Source organism: Pseudomonas sp. 05N432, assembly GCF_056396945.1.
Genome location: NZ_JBFTMM010000001.1, coordinates 189381 through 204399 on the forward strand (window position 1 = coordinate 189381; position 15019 = coordinate 204399).

A 15019-nucleotide genomic window follows, 5' to 3' on the forward strand; every position below is an offset into this window, starting at 1 on the left:
GCTTTATGACCAGCAAGAACCCGCAAACCCGTGAATGGCAAACCTTGAGCCGCGAACACCACCTGGCGCCTTTCAGCGACTTCAAGCAGCTGAAAGAGAAAGGCCCGCGGATCATCACCAACGCCAAGGGCGTTTATCTCTGGGACAGCGAAGGCAACAAGATCCTCGACGGCATGGCCGGCCTGTGGTGCGTGGCTATCGGTTACGGTCGCGATGAACTGGCCGATGCCGCCAGCAAACAGATGCGCGAGCTGCCTTATTACAACCTGTTCTTCCAGACCGCCCACCCGCCGGTACTGGAGCTGGCCAAGGCCATCTCGGACATCGCGCCAGAAGGCATGAACCACGTGTTCTTCACCGGTTCCGGCTCCGAAGGCAACGACACCATGCTGCGTATGGTCCGCCACTACTGGGCGATCAAGGGCCAGCCGAACAAGAAGGTCATCATCAGCCGCATAAACGGCTACCACGGCTCGACCGTGGCCGGCGCCAGCCTGGGCGGCATGACTTACATGCACGAACAGGGCGACTTGCCGATCCCGGGCATCGTTCACATCCCGCAGCCGTACTGGTTCGGTGACGGGGGCGACATGACCCCTGAAGAGTTCGGTATCTGGGCCGCCAACCAGTTGGAAGAAAAGATTCTCGAACTCGGCGTCGACACGGTCGGTGCGTTCATTGCCGAGCCGATCCAGGGCGCGGGCGGCGTGATCATTCCGCCAGACAGCTACTGGCCGCGCATCAAGGAAATCCTCGCCAAGTACGACATCCTGTTCGTTGCGGACGAGGTGATTTGTGGTTTCGGTCGTACCGGCGAGTGGTTCGGCAGCGATTTCTACGGCCTCAAGCCCGACATGATGACCATCGCCAAAGGCCTGACGTCCGGCTACATCCCGATGGGTGGCCTGATCGTGCGTGATGAAGTGGTCGATGTGCTGAACGAAGGGGGCGACTTCAACCACGGATTCACCTATTCCGGGCACCCGGTCGCCGCTGCGGTGGCACTGGAAAATATTCGTATTCTGCGCGAAGAGAAAATTATCGAGCACGTTCGTGCAGAAACGGCACCTTATTTGCAAAAGCGTCTACGGGAACTGAACGATCACCCTCTGGTGGGTGAAGTTCGTGGGGTAGGTCTGTTGGGGGCTATCGAACTGGTTCAGGACAAGGCGACCCGTGCGCGGTATGTCGGCAAGGGGGTTGGCATGATCTGCCGGCAGTTCTGCTTCGACAACGGGCTGATCATGCGCGCCGTGGGCGACACCATGATCATTGCTCCGCCACTGGTCATCACCAAGGCCGAGATCGACGAACTGGTGACCAAGGCGCGCAAGTGCCTGGACCTGACGCTGAGTGCGCTGCAAAGCTAAGTGCTAGGCTCTGAGCGAGGTCCGTGGCTGGCACTTCGCTCAGGGCGCACAAAGGATGGGTCTTTCCTTGAAAGCCTGCCTTGTAACTTGCCAGACTATCCGCTGTTTGAGTTGCCAAGGAATCGGCCGCTGGATCTTGGTTCACAAAAAAAATGTGGTTAAAAAGAATAATTGGAGCATTACGCATGAAGGCATTAGGTTTGAAGAAAACTGGCAAGACACTGCTCGCCTTGTCCCTGATGGGCGTGATGGCTGGGGCAGCCCAGGCCGACGATAAAGTACTGCACGTTTACAACTGGTCCGACTACATCGCACCGGACACCATCGCGAACTTTGAAAAAGAGTCCGGGATCAAGGTCGTCTACGATGTGTTCGACAGTAACGAAACCCTCGAGGCGAAGTTGCTGGCCGGTAAGTCCGGTTATGACGTGGTGGTGCCCTCCAACAACTTCCTGGCCAAGCAGATCAAGGCCGGTGTTTACCGGGAGCTGGACAAGTCCAAGCTGTCCAACTACGGCAACCTGAACAAGTCGCTGCTCAAGGCGGTTTCTGTCAGCGACCCGGACAACAAACATGCCTTCCCTTACATGTGGGGTTCGATCGGTATCGGTTACAACGCCGAGAAGGTCAAAGCGGCGCTGGGCATCGACAAGATCGACTCTTGGGATGTGGTGCTCAAGCCGGAGAACATCGCCAAGCTCAAGGGCTGCGGCGTGAGCTTCCTCGATTCGCCGACCGAAATGCTGCCAGTTGCCCTGCATTACCTGGGTCTGCCGACCGACAGCCAGAAAAAGGAAGATCTGAAGAAGGCTGAAGAGCTGTTCCTGAAGATTCGTCCTTCGATCACCTACTTCCACTCGTCCAAGTACATCTCGGACCTGGCCAACGGCAACATCTGCGTAGCCGTCGGCTATTCGGGTGACGTTCAGCAGGCCAAGACCCGTGCCGCCGAAGCCGGTGACAAGGTGAAAGTCAGCTACGCCATTCCAAAAGAAGGCGCCGGCAGCTTCTACGACATGGTCGCTATTCCTAAAGATGCGGAAAACGTCGAGGGTGCCTACAAGTTCATGAACTACCTGTTGCAGCCGAAAGTGATGGCTGAAATCACCAACGCCGTGCGTTTCCCTAACGGCAACGCCGAAGCCACTCAGTACGTGAACAAGGAAATCACCTCGGACCCGGGCATCTACCCGACTGCCGAAGTGCAGGCCAAGCTGTATGCAATCGCCGATTTGCCAGCCGCTACCCAGCGTGAGCTGACCCGCAGCTGGACCAAGATCAAATCCGGTAAATAAGCCGGTTTAAGGCAATAACCTGTTGCCGTCGTCGCTCTGGCGGCGGCAGCAGGGATAATTAAATGACAGAAAGTTTTGCTGGAAAGGTTTATCGAGGGTAAGTTGCGCGCCGGTTTTGTTGCCACGCAGCCATGGCTGTCACGTAACGCTGGGCAACTTGGGCCCAACTATTTTAGAGGACCTTCACTTGCCTGTTTCTTTGTTTCGCAACGCCTTGCTGATCGGCGCCGGCCTGACGCTCGCCGTCAGTGTTCAAGCTGCGTCCACCGTGCATATTTATAACTGGTCGGATTACATCGGGCAGACCACCCTCGCCGATTTCGAAAAAGCCACTGGCGTCAAGCCGGTGTACGACGTGTTCGACTCCAACGAAACCCTGGAAGGCAAGTTGCTGGCCGGGCACACCGGGTATGACGTGGTCGTGCCGTCCAACCACTTCCTGGGCAAGCAGATCAAGGCCGGGGCGTTCCAGAAGCTCGACAAGTCGCAGTTGCCGAACTACCCCAACCTCGATCCGGTGCTGCTCAAGCGCCTGGAAATGAACGACCCTGGCAACCAGTACGCCGTGCCGTACCTGTGGGGTACCAACGGCATCGGCTACAACGTCGACAAGGTCAAGGCGGTGCTCGGCGTCGACAAGATCGATTCCTGGGCCGTGCTGTTCGAACCCGAGAACATCAAGAAGCTCAACAGCTGTGGCGTGGCCTTCCTCGACTCGGCTGACGAAATGCTGCCGACGGTCCTGAACTACATGGGCCTGAACGCCAACAGCACGAACCCGGACGACTACCAAAAGGCTGAAGCCAAGTTACTGGCAGTGCGGCCTTATGTGACCTACTTCCACTCGTCCAAATACATCTCGGACCTGGCCAACGGCAACATTTGTGTCGCGGTCGGTTTCTCGGGGGATATTTTCCAGGCCAAGGCCCGTGCTGCCGAAGCTGGAAAAGGCGTGAATGTTGCCTACGCGATTCCAAAGGAAGGCGGTGCGCTGTGGTTCGACATGCTGGCGATTCCCAAGGACTCCGCCAACGTCAAACAGGCCCATGCCTTCATCAACTATGTACTCAAGCCTGAAGTGATCGCTCAGGTGAGTGATGCCGTCGGCTACGCCAACCCCAATCCCGGGTCGGACAAACTGATGGAGCAATCGATTCGTAGCAATCAATCGGTGTATCCGCCGCAAGCGGTCCTCGACAAGACCTACGTGCAGGTTGAGCTGCCGCCAAAGATTCAACGGTTGATGACCCGCAGCTGGACCAAGGTCAAGTCGGGTAAATAGTGACAAAGGCTCAGACTATCCAAGGTTCGCCTGTATTGGGTGAACTGCAAATTTTGTTGGGAGTTTCGTAAATGGCAGTTGCCTCCGGCGCCTATAAGAAAGCCCTCGAGGGCGACCAGACACCGAAACAGGTGCTGGTCAAAATCGACCGGGTCACGAAGAAGTTCGACGAGACGATTGCCGTGGACGATGTGTCCCTGGAAATCAGGAAGGGCGAGATCTTCGCTTTGCTCGGCGGTTCGGGATCGGGCAAATCGACCTTGCTGCGCATGCTTGCAGGTTTCGAACGGCCCACGGAGGGGCGCATTTTCCTCGACGGCGTCGACATCACCGAGATGCCGCCGTACGAGCGTCCGATCAACATGATGTTCCAGTCCTACGCCTTGTTCCCGCACATGACCGTGGCGCAGAACATCGCTTTCGGCCTGAAGCAGGACAAGATCCCGGCGGCAGAAGTCGATGCCCGTGTGACCGAAATGCTCAAGCTGGTGCAGATGAGCCAGTACGCCAAGCGCAAGCCGCACCAGCTCTCCGGTGGTCAGCGTCAGCGTGTTGCGCTGGCTCGCTCACTGGCCAAGCGTCCGAAGCTGCTGTTGCTCGACGAGCCGATGGGCGCGCTGGACAAAAAACTGCGTTCGCAGATGCAGCTCGAACTGGTGGAGATCATCGAACGCGTCGGCGTGACCTGCGTCATGGTGACCCACGATCAGGAAGAGGCCATGACCATGGCCGAGCGCATTGCAATCATGCACCTGGGCTGGATCGCGCAGATCGGCAGCCCGATCGATATCTACGAAACCCCGACCAGCCGCCTGGTGTGCGAGTTCATCGGTAACGTCAACATCTTCGAAGGCGAAGTGGTGGACGATGCCGAGGGCCATGCGCTGATTACCTGCAAGGACCTGGACCGCAACATCTACGTCGGCCACGGCATCAGCACCTCGGTGCAAGACAAGTCGGTGACCTACGCGATTCGTCCGGAAAAACTGCTGGTGACAGCAGAAATGCCGACCTGCGAACATAACTGGTCGAGCGGCAAGGTCCACGATATTGCCTACCTCGGCGGGCATTCGGTGTTCTACGTCGAATTGCCAAGCGGGAAGATCGTGCAGTCGTTCGTGGCCAACGCCGAACGTCGTGGCCAGCGCCCTACCTGGGGCGATCAGGTTTACGTCTGGTGGGAAGATGACAGCGGCGTGGTACTGCGCTCATGAACACGCAAAAACTCACGCGCCGACTCAGTCGAATAATTCCCGCGGGTCGTCATCTGGTCATTGGGGTCCCGTTCCTCTGGCTGTTCATGTTCTTCATGCTGCCGTTCTTCATCGTCCTGAAGATCAGCTTCGCCGAAGCCGACGTGGCCATTCCGCCGTACACCGAGATCTACAGCTACGTCGATCAGAAGGTCCAGCTGCTGCTGAACCTGGGCAACTACACGATGCTGGGCGGCGACGAGTTGTATATCGCCGCTTACCTCGGCTCGTTGAAAATGGCGTTTTTCAGCACGCTTCTCTGTTTGCTGATCGGCTACCCGATGGCCTACGCCATCGCCAGCGCCCGTAAAGAAGTGCAGACAGTGCTGGTGCTGCTGATCATGATGCCGACCTGGACCGCCATCCTGATCCGCGTGTATGCGTGGATGGGCATCCTCAGCAACAACGGCTTGCTCAATGGCTTCCTGATGTCGATGGGCTGGATCAACGAGCCGCTGCAGATCCTCAACACCAACCTGGCGGTCTATATCGGTGTGGTTTATTCGTACCTGCCGTTCATGATCCTGCCGCTGTACGCCAACCTGGTGAAGCACGACAACAGTTTGCTGGAAGCCGCTTCGGACCTGGGTTCAAGCAACTTCAACAGCTTCTGGAAGATCACCGTCCCGTTATCGAAAAACGGCATCATCGCTGGCTGCATGCTGGTGTTCATCCCTGTGGTCGGTGAGTTCGTGATCCCGGAACTGCTCGGCGGCCCGGAAACCCTGATGATCGGTAAAGTGCTCTGGCAAGAGTTCTTCAACAACCGTGACTGGCCGGTGGCGTCCGCCCTGGCGGTGGTGATGCTGGCGATCCTGATTGTGCCGATCATCCTGTTCAACCGCAGTCAGGCCAAGGAAATGGAGGGTAAAGAATGAAGCGCTTCCGTTTCTCCAGCCTGATGCTGGTGCTCGGCCTGTTGTTCATTTATGCGCCGATGCTGATCCTGGTGATCTACTCGTTCAACGCCTCGAAACTGGTGACGGTCTGGGGCGGCTGGTCGGTCAAGTGGTACGTCGGTCTGCTGGACAACACCCAACTGATGGGCTCGGTGGTGCGCTCGCTGGAAATCGCCTGCTACACCGCGATTGCCGCCGTTGCGCTGGGGACGCTGGCGGCGTTCGTGCTGACCCGCGTCACTCGCTTCAAGGGCCGCACACTGTTCGGTGGCTTGGTCACCGCGCCGCTGGTGATGCCGGAAGTAATCACCGGTCTGTCGCTGTTGCTGCTGTTCGTGGCGATGGCGCAGATGATCGGCTGGCCGCAGGAGCGGGGGCTGGTGACCATCTGGATTGCCCACACCACGTTCTGCGCCGCCTATGTGGCGGTGGTGGTCTCGGCGCGCCTGCGTGAGCTGGACCTGTCCATCGAAGAGGCGGCCATGGACCTCGGTGCGCGGCCGTGGAAGGTGTTCTTCCTGATCACCATTCCGATGATCGCGCCGTCGCTGGCCGCCGGCGGCATGATGTCGTTTGCCTTGTCGCTGGATGACCTGGTGCTGGCGAGTTTCGTCTCCGGGCCGGGTTCCACGACCTTGCCGATGGAAGTGTTCTCGGCCGTGCGTCTGGGCGTGAAGCCCGAGATCAATGCGGTGGCCAGCCTGATTCTGTTGGCGGTGTCGATCGTGACCTTCATGGTCTGGTTCTTCAGCCGCCGTGCTGAAGAAAGCCGCAAACGTGCGATTCAGCAAGCCATCGAAGAGGGTGCTGCGGACTCCTGGAAGCAACCGGACGTACGCCGCGCGCAGGCGCCGGAAGCGGCTTGAACCCGATGCCGGGTTAATCCGGATCAACTGTGGGAGCGAGCCTGCTCGCGAAGGGGCCCTGTCAGTCGACGCAGGTGTCGACTGACACATCGCTTTCGCGAGCAGGCTCGCTCCCTCCGGTTTTCATGCCGCCCAAGGCGATGTGCGAATCACTTCGACGAAGTTCATCGGTTTGAACCCCGGTTCCTGATCCACCAGCACATCGGTCTTCACGTTGCCGAAGGTGGTATGCGGACGATGGCGCAGGCCGTCGGCAAAGGCGCAGATGATGCATTCCTTGAAACCTTCACCCCGTGGATGCGCGTGTACCACCGCTTCACGCTGCACGATCGAAAATGCCGAGTAGTCCACTCCCAACACGTCCATTTCGACGCCAGCGGTCACCAGCGCCACGGTCGGCCGCAGATGTCTGGGGATGCCCGGCGTGGTGTGCAGGGCGATCGATAGCCAGACCTGCTCGATATCGTCGTCGCTCAACCCGTACGGCTTGAGGAAGGCTGCGGCAGCGTTTGCCCCGTCGACTTCGAAGCGTTCGTCAGTGCTGCGGTGACCTTCCACCAAGCCCAGGTCATGGAACATCGCACCGACGTACAGCAGCTCCGGGTCGTAGGCCAGTGCCTGGCGTTCACCGCTCAGGGCACCGAACAGAAACACCCGGCGCGAGTGGTGGTAAAGCAGCTCGGACTCGATGTCGCGAATGTAGTCGGTGGTGGCGCGGGCGAGGGTACTGTCGGGGATTTTGATGCCGGCGATGCTGCTGCTCATGGTAGTTGCCTCATGGGGAACGCCGTGGCGGCGCTGATGGATCCAGTCTGTTCGCGCCTCCTGAAGTGAACAATCGACACGCGGCTACGATCCCGGCCAATCAGCATGCAAATCGTGCCAGTTCGCTTCTTGGCCATGGATTGGCTAGGGTGGGTGAGCCGTTCATCCGCCAGAGGCCGCTTTGCCCCATGACTAAATCCGTTGCCATCGTGGTGTTCTCTGGCGTCCAGTCGCTGGATGTCACCGGTCCCATGGACGTATTTTCCGAGGCCAATCGGTTCCTTGCGCGGCAGGATCATTATCAACTGCACGTCATCGGCCTCGAACGCGGTGTGATGCCGTGCTCGAACGGCCTGGCGCTGCACGCCCATCGGCATTTCAGCGAAGCGCTGGAGGCTTACGACTTGCTCTTGGTGGCCGGTGGGCCGCAGTTGCCGTTCGAGGATTTCGGCGCGCTGTTTCATGGTTGGCTACGCGAGGCGTGCGCGCGTTCGCAGCGCTTCGGCTCCATCTGCAACGGTGCCTTCACACTGGCCCGCGCCGGGTTGCTCGAGGGGCGTACGGTGACCACGCACTGGAGCGATGCCGCCGCGTTGGCGGCATTATGTCCGTCGACCCGGGTCGAAGCCGATCGGCTCTACGTCGAGGACGCTGAGCTGTTCACCTCGGCGGGCGTGACGGCGGGGATCGATCTGTCGCTGTACTTGCTCGCCAAGGATCACGGTCCGCAAGTGGCCTTGAGCGTGGCCAAGCGTCTGGTGGTGTTTACCCAGCGCTCCGGTGGGCAATCGCAGTTCAGCCCGTTTCTGACGCCGCATGCTGAAGCAAAATCCCCTGTGGCGATGGTTCAGCATTACGTGTTGGCCAACCTGACCGGGGATTTGGGCATTGCCGATCTGGCCGCAGCGGCCAACATGAGCACGCGCAATTTCTCTCGGGTGTTCGCCCGGGAAGCTGGAATCACTCCGGCGGAGTTCGTTGAGCAGGCGCGGGTGGACGCTGCCCGGGTGATGCTCGAAAGCTCTCGGGCACCGCTCAAGACGGTCGCGTATCAATGTGGTTTTCGTGACGCCCAGCACATGCGCAGCGTGTTCAACCGACGGCTGGGCGTGACGCCGCAGCAGTTTCGGCTGAATTTTTCGGCGATAGTTTGAGCTGTTCTGTGGCGAGGGAGCTTGCTCCCGCTGGGCCGCGAGCGGCCCCAAAACCTGCAACCGTGCTGTATCAGGTGTACCGCACTCATCGGTTTTTGGAGTGCTGCGCACTCCAGCGGGAGCAAGCTCCCTCGCCACAGGGGTTGATGTCAGCCTTTCAGCACGTCATGCGCTTCAAGTGCTCGCAGCGAGAAGACGTACGCTGCGCCGGCATTCAGCGAAATTGCGGTGGCCAGGGTGGCGGCGATTTCTTCGCGAGTGGCACCGGCCTTGATCGCCGCGTCGGTGTGTACTCCGATGCAGCCGTCGCAACGAGTGGTGATGGCGACAGCGATGGAAATCAACTCGCGGGTCTTGGCGTCGAGCACTTCATTTTCAGCGGCAGCTTCATCCAGCGCCATAAAGGCCTTGACCATTTTCGGGTTGCTCTTGCCCAGTGCGCCGAAGGCTTTCTGGATGGTGGGCAGCAGTTCGGACCAGTTATTGAACATTGCATTCACTCCTGAGCAGGTTGGGATGTACGGTGTGCGACACGTACAGTTTTGACCACTCGGGCGCTTTGCGTTTGCCCGATCCGCTCAGTTGTTGATCCAATCGTCGCAAATGAACTCGATCGATAAACTCATCGCTTTGGCCGGCCTGCGTTTATCAAGAAGTTCAAGAAAACAGCGCCGGGAAGATTGCGGCGAGGGATTTAAATCTTTGTTGTCTGTCAGGGCCTCATCGCGAGCAGGCTCGCTCCCACATTAGATCTTCAGTGCACACAGTTTTTGTGTACGAAGAAAATCAATTGTGGGAGCGAGCCTGCTCCGGGCGGCGTTCCGACGATGACGGCAGCCCTGCCAACAACAATCTCGATCTACTGCGCCACCCGCGCCGGCAACAGCTTCAAGGTGCTGCGGGTATTGGCCGTGACTTCTTCTTCATTGAAATGCGCCTCCTGGTAGACGCCTTCGATATAGGCTTCGGCCTGGTCATCGTAGTGTGAATCGAACAGCACACCGCTTTGGCCGACCGGGTTGATGGTCAGGCCGTGCGCCGGGTCGGCGAAGTCGATGATCCGGCGGGTCGACGGGCCGTAAGTCACAGGCCATGGCGCCGGGCCGATTTTTGCCGAGAGGTTGTTCGGCACTTCGTGGCTGCCGGGAGCCTCGAACGGGCCGACGTTGAAAATTCGATCCAGCGGCTTTTGCATGCCCAGCGGATGGCCGTGGGTCAGGGTGTGGGCATCGCCCCATAGCCATTGCGCCGGGTCAGGGCCGAGGGTGGTTTTCAGGTGGGCGATACTCGCCTGCCACGCAGCCTTGACGATGTCGGCGCGGGTTTCCTTGCCGAGTGTGTTGCGGTTGTCCCACCACGGCGAGTTCGCGGAGGCAGCCAGCCGAGGCAGTGCGGCATCGATCACGCGGGTCGAGAGCAAGGTCTCGAAAAAGCTGTCGCCGAGTTCGTCGTGCAGTGCGCCATCGACGAGGTTGAACAGGAACTGGTTGAACAGGGTGGCGCTGGTGGAGTTCACCGGGTAATCGCCTTTCCACTTGGCCAGTTGCTCCACCAGTTGCAGCTCTTGCGGGTCGCTGACCACTTCACGCAGTACCGGCAACAGCGGGGCCAACAGGCGAGGGCCGTAGTCGGTGGTGGTGCCCAGTTGCAGTTTCTGGCTGGCGTCGATGTTCCACTTCACGCTCTTGTCGCTGAGCTGGCGATTGAGCTGCTGACCGCGATCCGGCAGGTTGTAGTAGCCAGGGATCTCCATGCCCGTCGGCGAAACCGGCTGGAAGTTGGCCGAGACGATATAGCCGCGCGCCGGGTTTTCTTCCTGCGGGTTGGCGCTGAAGGGGTAGAAACCTTCCTTGTCAGCCTGACTGGTGCTGCCGTCGAGTATGAACCACGGTTTGACCCCGGCCGGACGTTTAGGCAGTTGTGCCGCTGCCCACCAGCCAATGTCACCCTTGGCATTGCCCCAGACGATATTCAGCCCCGGCGCATGAACCTTGGCCGCCGCCGCGCGGGCCTTGGCCAGGGTGTCGGCACGATTGAGCTGATAGAAGCCTTCGAGGATCGGGTTCTGGGTTTCGAGGAATGCCCACCACATGGCGATCGGCGTCTTGCCGGCGCTGGCACCGAGCACGTTGTTGATGATCGGGCCATGGGGCGATTGACGCAGGATCAACGTGACCGCCGCCTGGCCCTTCACGGCAATCTGCTGCTCGGTGTTGACCATGTCGACCCACTTGCCGTGATACCAGACCTGGTTGGCATTGTCCGGGTTGACCTTTTCGGCGATCAGGTCGAGGTCGTCATTCTGGAACATGGTCAGGCTCCAGCCGAAGTCCAGGTTGTGGCCGAGGAAAGCAAAAGGCACCAGGACCTGATGGTGCCCGTAAAGCTCGAAACCCGGCGCCGAGAGTTGCGCTTCGTACCACACCGACGGCGTCGAAAAACGAATGTGCGGATCACCGGCCAGCAGCGGTTTGCCGCTTTGGGTGCGAGTACCGGAAACCACCCAGGCGTTACTGCCCTCGAACTGTGGCAGGCCGTTGTCGGCCAACGCTTGCTCACTCAGGCGCGCAATGGCGTTGAGGTCTTTCCAGTCAGCGGCGGAGAGCACCGGGGCTTTGCTGGACGGACGTTTGGCCAGCACGCCTTTGGGCTGCCAATCGAGGTCGAAGATATTCAGGTAATCGCTGCCCAGCTGATCGCGTACATAGGTCAGCAACGGTTCGGTGCGAAACGCCGCGGCAAAGCTGTAGGCCATGTAGCCGGCGACGCTGACGGTGTCCTCGGCGGTGAACGCGCGTTTGCGGATGCCCAGCACGTCGAATTCTATCGGCGCTGCGTGGGTGTCCTGATACTGGTTGATCCCGTCCAGATAAGCTTGCAGCGCCTTCCACGCCGGAGACTGGCGGTCGAGTGCGGCCACGTAGCTTTCGGCGCGCTCGCGGATGCGCAGGCTGCGGAACAGTTTGTCGGTGTCGATCAGTTTTGGCCCGAGGACTTCGGCCAGCTCGCCACGGGCCAGGCGACGCATGGCTTCCATCTGGAACAGCCGGTCCTGGGCGTGTACATAACCGAGGGCGCGATAGAGGTCGGTTTCGTTCTCGGCGCGAATATGCGGCACGCCGCGTTCGTCGTAGCGCACCGTCACCGAGCCTTGCAGGCGTTGCAATTCCACCTGGCCCTGACGCGTCGGTTGCTTGCTGTACACATACCAGCCACCGCCAGCCGCGAGGACGACGAGTAGCAGGGCCAGCAGGGTCAGAACGCGTTTCATGGTGACTCCTTGTGCATTCGAAATTGCCGCCGTCTAAGGCTGCAAACATTTAGCACAGACCCTCTGTGCCGAGCATTACCTTCCTTGAAAAGTCCGGAATGCCTTAGGCTCTGTACGATAACTGCCTGCGCATCGACCAGGCTGCGTTAAAAACAGGCTCGGAATGCTCATTTAGGGGCCTAAAGTCGGGTGCGACCCCAGCCGTTCCTCGCCTGTTTTTGCCTTGCCTGATCGCCGCTCGGCGAGTTCTCGTACAGACCCTAGTGTGCCCATGGACAGTAGCAGCCCACCGCGAGGGTATGCGTGGCGCTCACCGGGCGGTCTTCGCTCAGTGCCTGGAGGATCGGTTCGATAAAGCTGTTGCTGGAGTTGCAGGTCAGGCCTTCGCTGTAGGGCCCGAAATACGCCAGTTTGCCGCTGCGGTCCCAGATCGCGACCGCCGGGCTTGCAGGGATTTGTTCGGAGCCTGGCAAGGTGTCGAGGGTTTTCAGGCGGCTCAAGGTACTGGGTAACTGACCCTGGCTACCGGGCTTCTGTACCGCATAAAACTCAACGCCTTGCGGCACAAAGTGCTCAAGCAGTTCGGCCAGGTGCTGTTGATTGCCGACGTTGCACGGGCAGGCCGGGTCCCAGAAGTGCACGACCCGAATCGCACCGGGGCCTGCCAGATTGGCGGGAAGGCTCAGCGGATCACCGGAAAACAACGCCGTGTGCGAGCTGAATGCCCGCAGGTAGCGTCCCTGAAACCAGTCATAGGCGGCCCACAGCGCGCCGGCACACACAAGGGCGAGCAGACTGGCAAGCAGTGTCGTGCGGTAGTGCGGACGCATACGGAACCATCCTCGAAGGTCGCGTAGCTTGCCATGCTTGCCGCGACAGATGAATATCGCAGGCCCATAAAGTCTGTTTTGCGCTCTGCGCTTTGCCTGGAAACCCGTGATGCCTGCCACCTTCAACCCCGATCATCTGCGTGCCAGCCTGCGGCCCTTGGCCGAGGCGCAGCCGTTGTCGGAGGAGGCGCAGGCTTATCAGCATTTTTATGGGCTGGATTTCCCGCAGCGCAGTGTGCCGGTCAAACGCGGGCTTGGCAGTTTCAAGGTCGGTGACTATCAGTTGGTCAGCCAGGTCTGGTGGCCGCAGCGGGTGGTGGCGACGATGTTCCTGTTCCACGGTTTCTACGATCACATGGGCCTGTATCGGCATGTGATCGAATGGGCGCTGGATCAGGGGTTCGTGGTGATCGCCTGTGATTTACCGGGGCATGGGTTGTCCAGTGGCGAGCGCGCGAGTATCGAGGATTTCGCCGAGTATCAGGCGGCGCTGCAAGGGTTGTTCGCTGAGGCGCGGTCGCTGGATCTGCCGCAACCGTGGCACCTGTGCGGGCAGAGTACGGGCGGTGCGATTGTTATCGATCACGTGTTGAACGCTGGCGCGGACAGTCCTGCGCAAGGGCAGGTGATACTGCTTGCGCCGCTGGTTCGGCCGCGCTCCTGGGGCTGGTCGCACTTCAGCTATTACCTGATGAAGCCTTTCGTCAAAGGCATCGCCCGGCGCTTCAGCGAGAACACCAACGACCCGGCGTTCTTGCCATTCCTGCAAGCCGATCCGCTACAACCGCTGCGTTTGCCGAGCGTGTGGGTCGGGGCGCTGGCGCGGTGGATCAAGCGCATTGAAGCGGCTCCGCACAGCAGCCGTCGACCACTGATCGTCCAGGGGCAGGCGGACATGACGGTGGACTGGGAACACAACCTTGACGTGCTGGGGAGCAAGTTCGACCGGCCGCAGGTGTTGAAACTGCCCGAGGCCCGCCATCATCTGGCGAATGAAACCCCGGCGTTGCGCCAGGAGTATTTCGGGTTTTTGACCAAGCGCATCAAAGGGCGAAATTTCTAGCGACTGTTATGACGCCATCGCGAGCAGGCTCGCTCCCACATTGGTTTTATGTCGTTCACAAATCCAGTGTGGGAGTGAGCCTGCTCCGGGCGGCGTTCCGACGATGGCGATCTTCCAGACGCAGAAGCTTACTGGCTAAGGCTCGAGGTGCTTTTCCCCACCGCCAGTCCCGCCCGAATCGCTGCCAACGCCGCCCGGTAATACGCCTTACCTTCAGAGGACTCGGCAAAGGTGGCGAACTCTTCCAGTTCGTCATCCGATAAGTCGCGATAGACGTACAGCAACGTGTTGTTCAAGTCGGAGCCGATTTGATCCATCAAGCGCTGACGCTGGCCGTCCAGCATGCCTTGGGCCTGACCGCCGCCGAGCAGGCCGGGGATCATCTGGCTCAGGCTGTCGGCCGCTACGCCGGCAATCGCCAGGCTGACTTCGGCACCGGCTTCGCGCGCCGGCAGTGCCTGGGCCAAATGGCCAATGATCAACTGACGGGTGTCGCTGGCTTCGATTTTCGGCAGGCCCTTGGCGTTCTTCGCCAACTGGTCGCGGCGGGTCGCCAGCAGTTCGGCGGCGATGATCTTGCGTCCCAGTGGTGACTGGAAAAACGCCAGTGCAGGTGCAGGGTCCGCGAGGTTTTTGCGCAGTTGCGCTTCGGCTCGATGGTCCATGGCTTGCGGGGCAAAGCGCTGGTTGCTGTTACTGACCAGCGCCTGAAACACCGCGGGCGGCAGGCTGCTTTGGTAGCGTTGCTGGGCGGCAGTGAGGGCATCGTTAAAATGCGCGCGTTGGTCTGGCCAACCGGCGACCTTGTACAACTGGTCGTGGCCGTCTGCCCAAGCGGGCAAAGTGCAGATCATCAACAGTGAAAAAAGCAAACGGCGCATAAGGACTCCTGTCAGCAGGCGACTATTCTCCGGGGCCGGACACAGGTTGTCGAGAATTCGTATCAGGTTCGTCAGCTTATCCGACGATCC

The 15019-nt window shown here is 59.8% G+C and carries 13 protein-coding genes; 8 read left to right on the plus strand and 5 right to left on the minus strand.

Annotation, left to right across the window (positions count from 1 at the left end; translation table 11 throughout):
- The first annotated feature begins 5 nt into the window (after nt 1-5).
- From AC1DHT_RS00905 to AC1DHT_RS00930, 6 genes are all read left to right on the plus strand, one after another.
- On the plus strand, nt 6-1370 hold the full coding sequence (locus tag AC1DHT_RS00905; protein WP_427538669.1) for an aspartate aminotransferase family protein: 1365 nt from the start codon (nt 6-8) through the stop codon (nt 1368-1370).
- Between the two features lie 200 nt (nt 1371-1570).
- Nucleotides 1571-2665: a polyamine ABC transporter substrate-binding protein gene (locus AC1DHT_RS00910; RefSeq protein ID WP_427538945.1), complete on the plus strand. Its 1095-nt coding sequence runs from the start codon at nt 1571-1573 to the stop codon at nt 2663-2665.
- A gap of 187 nt (nt 2666-2852) precedes the next feature.
- On the plus strand, nt 2853-3947 hold the full coding sequence (locus AC1DHT_RS00915; protein ID WP_427538666.1) for a polyamine ABC transporter substrate-binding protein: 1095 nt from the start codon (nt 2853-2855) through the stop codon (nt 3945-3947).
- Nucleotides 3948-4018: 71 nt separating this feature from the next.
- Nucleotides 4019-5161: an ABC transporter ATP-binding protein gene (locus AC1DHT_RS00920; RefSeq protein WP_123580981.1), complete on the plus strand. Its 1143-nt coding sequence runs from the start codon at nt 4019-4021 to the stop codon at nt 5159-5161.
- Between the two features lie 35 nt (nt 5162-5196).
- Complete coding sequence (locus AC1DHT_RS00925) at nt 5197-6078, plus strand: ABC transporter permease subunit (RefSeq protein WP_429538958.1); 882 nt, start codon at nt 5197-5199, stop codon at nt 6076-6078.
- Entirely contained in the window at nt 6075-6965 is an 891-nt protein-coding gene (locus AC1DHT_RS00930; protein ID WP_429538854.1) for an ABC transporter permease subunit, read from the plus strand. Before AC1DHT_RS00925 ends, AC1DHT_RS00930 begins: the two co-directional genes overlap by 4 nt.
- A 123-nt stretch (nt 6966-7088) precedes the next feature.
- On the opposite strand, the gene AC1DHT_RS00935 is transcribed toward AC1DHT_RS00930, so the two are convergent.
- Nucleotides 7089-7730: an HD domain-containing protein gene (locus AC1DHT_RS00935; RefSeq protein WP_427546671.1), complete on the minus strand. Its 642-nt coding sequence runs from the start codon at nt 7728-7730 to the stop codon at nt 7089-7091.
- Nucleotides 7731-7918: 188 nt separating this feature from the next.
- On the opposite strand from AC1DHT_RS00935, the gene AC1DHT_RS00940 reads away from it, so the two are divergent.
- Nucleotides 7919-8884 (plus strand): GlxA family transcriptional regulator, encoded by a 966-nt coding sequence (locus AC1DHT_RS00940; RefSeq protein ID WP_427546669.1) that lies wholly within the window; start codon nt 7919-7921, stop codon nt 8882-8884.
- 149 nt (nt 8885-9033) lie between these two features.
- Here the strand turns inward: AC1DHT_RS00940 and AC1DHT_RS00945 are convergent, their stop codons facing one another.
- The 3 genes from AC1DHT_RS00945 to AC1DHT_RS00955 form a co-directional block, all read right to left on the minus strand.
- The gene (locus tag AC1DHT_RS00945; RefSeq protein ID WP_427546666.1) at nt 9034-9375 is read right to left on the minus strand and encodes a carboxymuconolactone decarboxylase family protein; all 342 of its coding nucleotides are present in this window, start codon (nt 9373-9375) and stop codon (nt 9034-9036) included.
- 368 nt (nt 9376-9743) lie between these two features.
- Nucleotides 9744-12155 (minus strand): penicillin acylase family protein, encoded by a 2412-nt coding sequence (locus AC1DHT_RS00950; RefSeq protein ID WP_427546663.1) that lies wholly within the window; start codon nt 12153-12155, stop codon nt 9744-9746.
- A gap of 260 nt (nt 12156-12415) precedes the next feature.
- On the minus strand, nt 12416-12985 hold the full coding sequence (locus AC1DHT_RS00955) for a DUF6436 domain-containing protein (RefSeq protein WP_427546660.1): 570 nt from the start codon (nt 12983-12985) through the stop codon (nt 12416-12418).
- A 109-nt stretch (nt 12986-13094) separates the two neighbouring features.
- Between AC1DHT_RS00955 and bipL the strand changes: the two genes are divergently transcribed.
- Nucleotides 13095-14048: a phospholipase BipL gene (gene bipL, locus AC1DHT_RS00960; RefSeq protein WP_427546657.1), complete on the plus strand. Its 954-nt coding sequence runs from the start codon at nt 13095-13097 to the stop codon at nt 14046-14048.
- Between the two features lie 128 nt (nt 14049-14176).
- Here the strand turns inward: bipL and AC1DHT_RS00965 are convergent, their stop codons facing one another.
- Nucleotides 14177-14929 (minus strand): DUF2059 domain-containing protein, encoded by a 753-nt coding sequence (locus tag AC1DHT_RS00965; protein ID WP_427546655.1) that lies wholly within the window; start codon nt 14927-14929, stop codon nt 14177-14179.
- Nucleotides 14930-15019 lie beyond the last annotated feature (90 nt).

Excerpts from the sequence above, each read along its gene's own strand:
- AC1DHT_RS00905 (WP_427538669.1), top strand. The coding sequence starts at position 6 with ATGACCAGCAAGAACCCGCAAACCCGTGAATGGCAAACCTTGAGCCGC.
- AC1DHT_RS00920 (WP_123580981.1), top strand. The coding sequence starts at position 4,019 with ATGGCAGTTGCCTCCGGCGCCTATAAGAAAGCCCTCGAGGGCGACCAG.
- AC1DHT_RS00930 (WP_429538854.1), top strand. The coding sequence starts at position 6,075 with ATGAAGCGCTTCCGTTTCTCCAGCCTGATGCTGGTGCTCGGCCTGTTG.
- AC1DHT_RS00935 (WP_427546671.1), bottom strand. The coding sequence starts at position 7,730 with ATGAGCAGCAGCATCGCCGGCATCAAAATCCCCGACAGTACCCTCGCC.
- AC1DHT_RS00940 (WP_427546669.1), top strand. The coding sequence starts at position 7,919 with ATGACTAAATCCGTTGCCATCGTGGTGTTCTCTGGCGTCCAGTCGCTG.
- AC1DHT_RS00945 (WP_427546666.1), bottom strand. The coding sequence starts at position 9,375 with ATGTTCAATAACTGGTCCGAACTGCTGCCCACCATCCAGAAAGCCTTC.
- AC1DHT_RS00950 (WP_427546663.1), bottom strand. The coding sequence starts at position 12,155 with ATGAAACGCGTTCTGACCCTGCTGGCCCTGCTACTCGTCGTCCTCGCG.
- AC1DHT_RS00955 (WP_427546660.1), bottom strand. The coding sequence starts at position 12,985 with ATGCGTCCGCACTACCGCACGACACTGCTTGCCAGTCTGCTCGCCCTT.
- bipL (WP_427546657.1), top strand. The coding sequence starts at position 13,095 with ATGCCTGCCACCTTCAACCCCGATCATCTGCGTGCCAGCCTGCGGCCC.
- AC1DHT_RS00965 (WP_427546655.1), bottom strand. The coding sequence starts at position 14,929 with ATGCGCCGTTTGCTTTTTTCACTGTTGATGATCTGCACTTTGCCCGCT.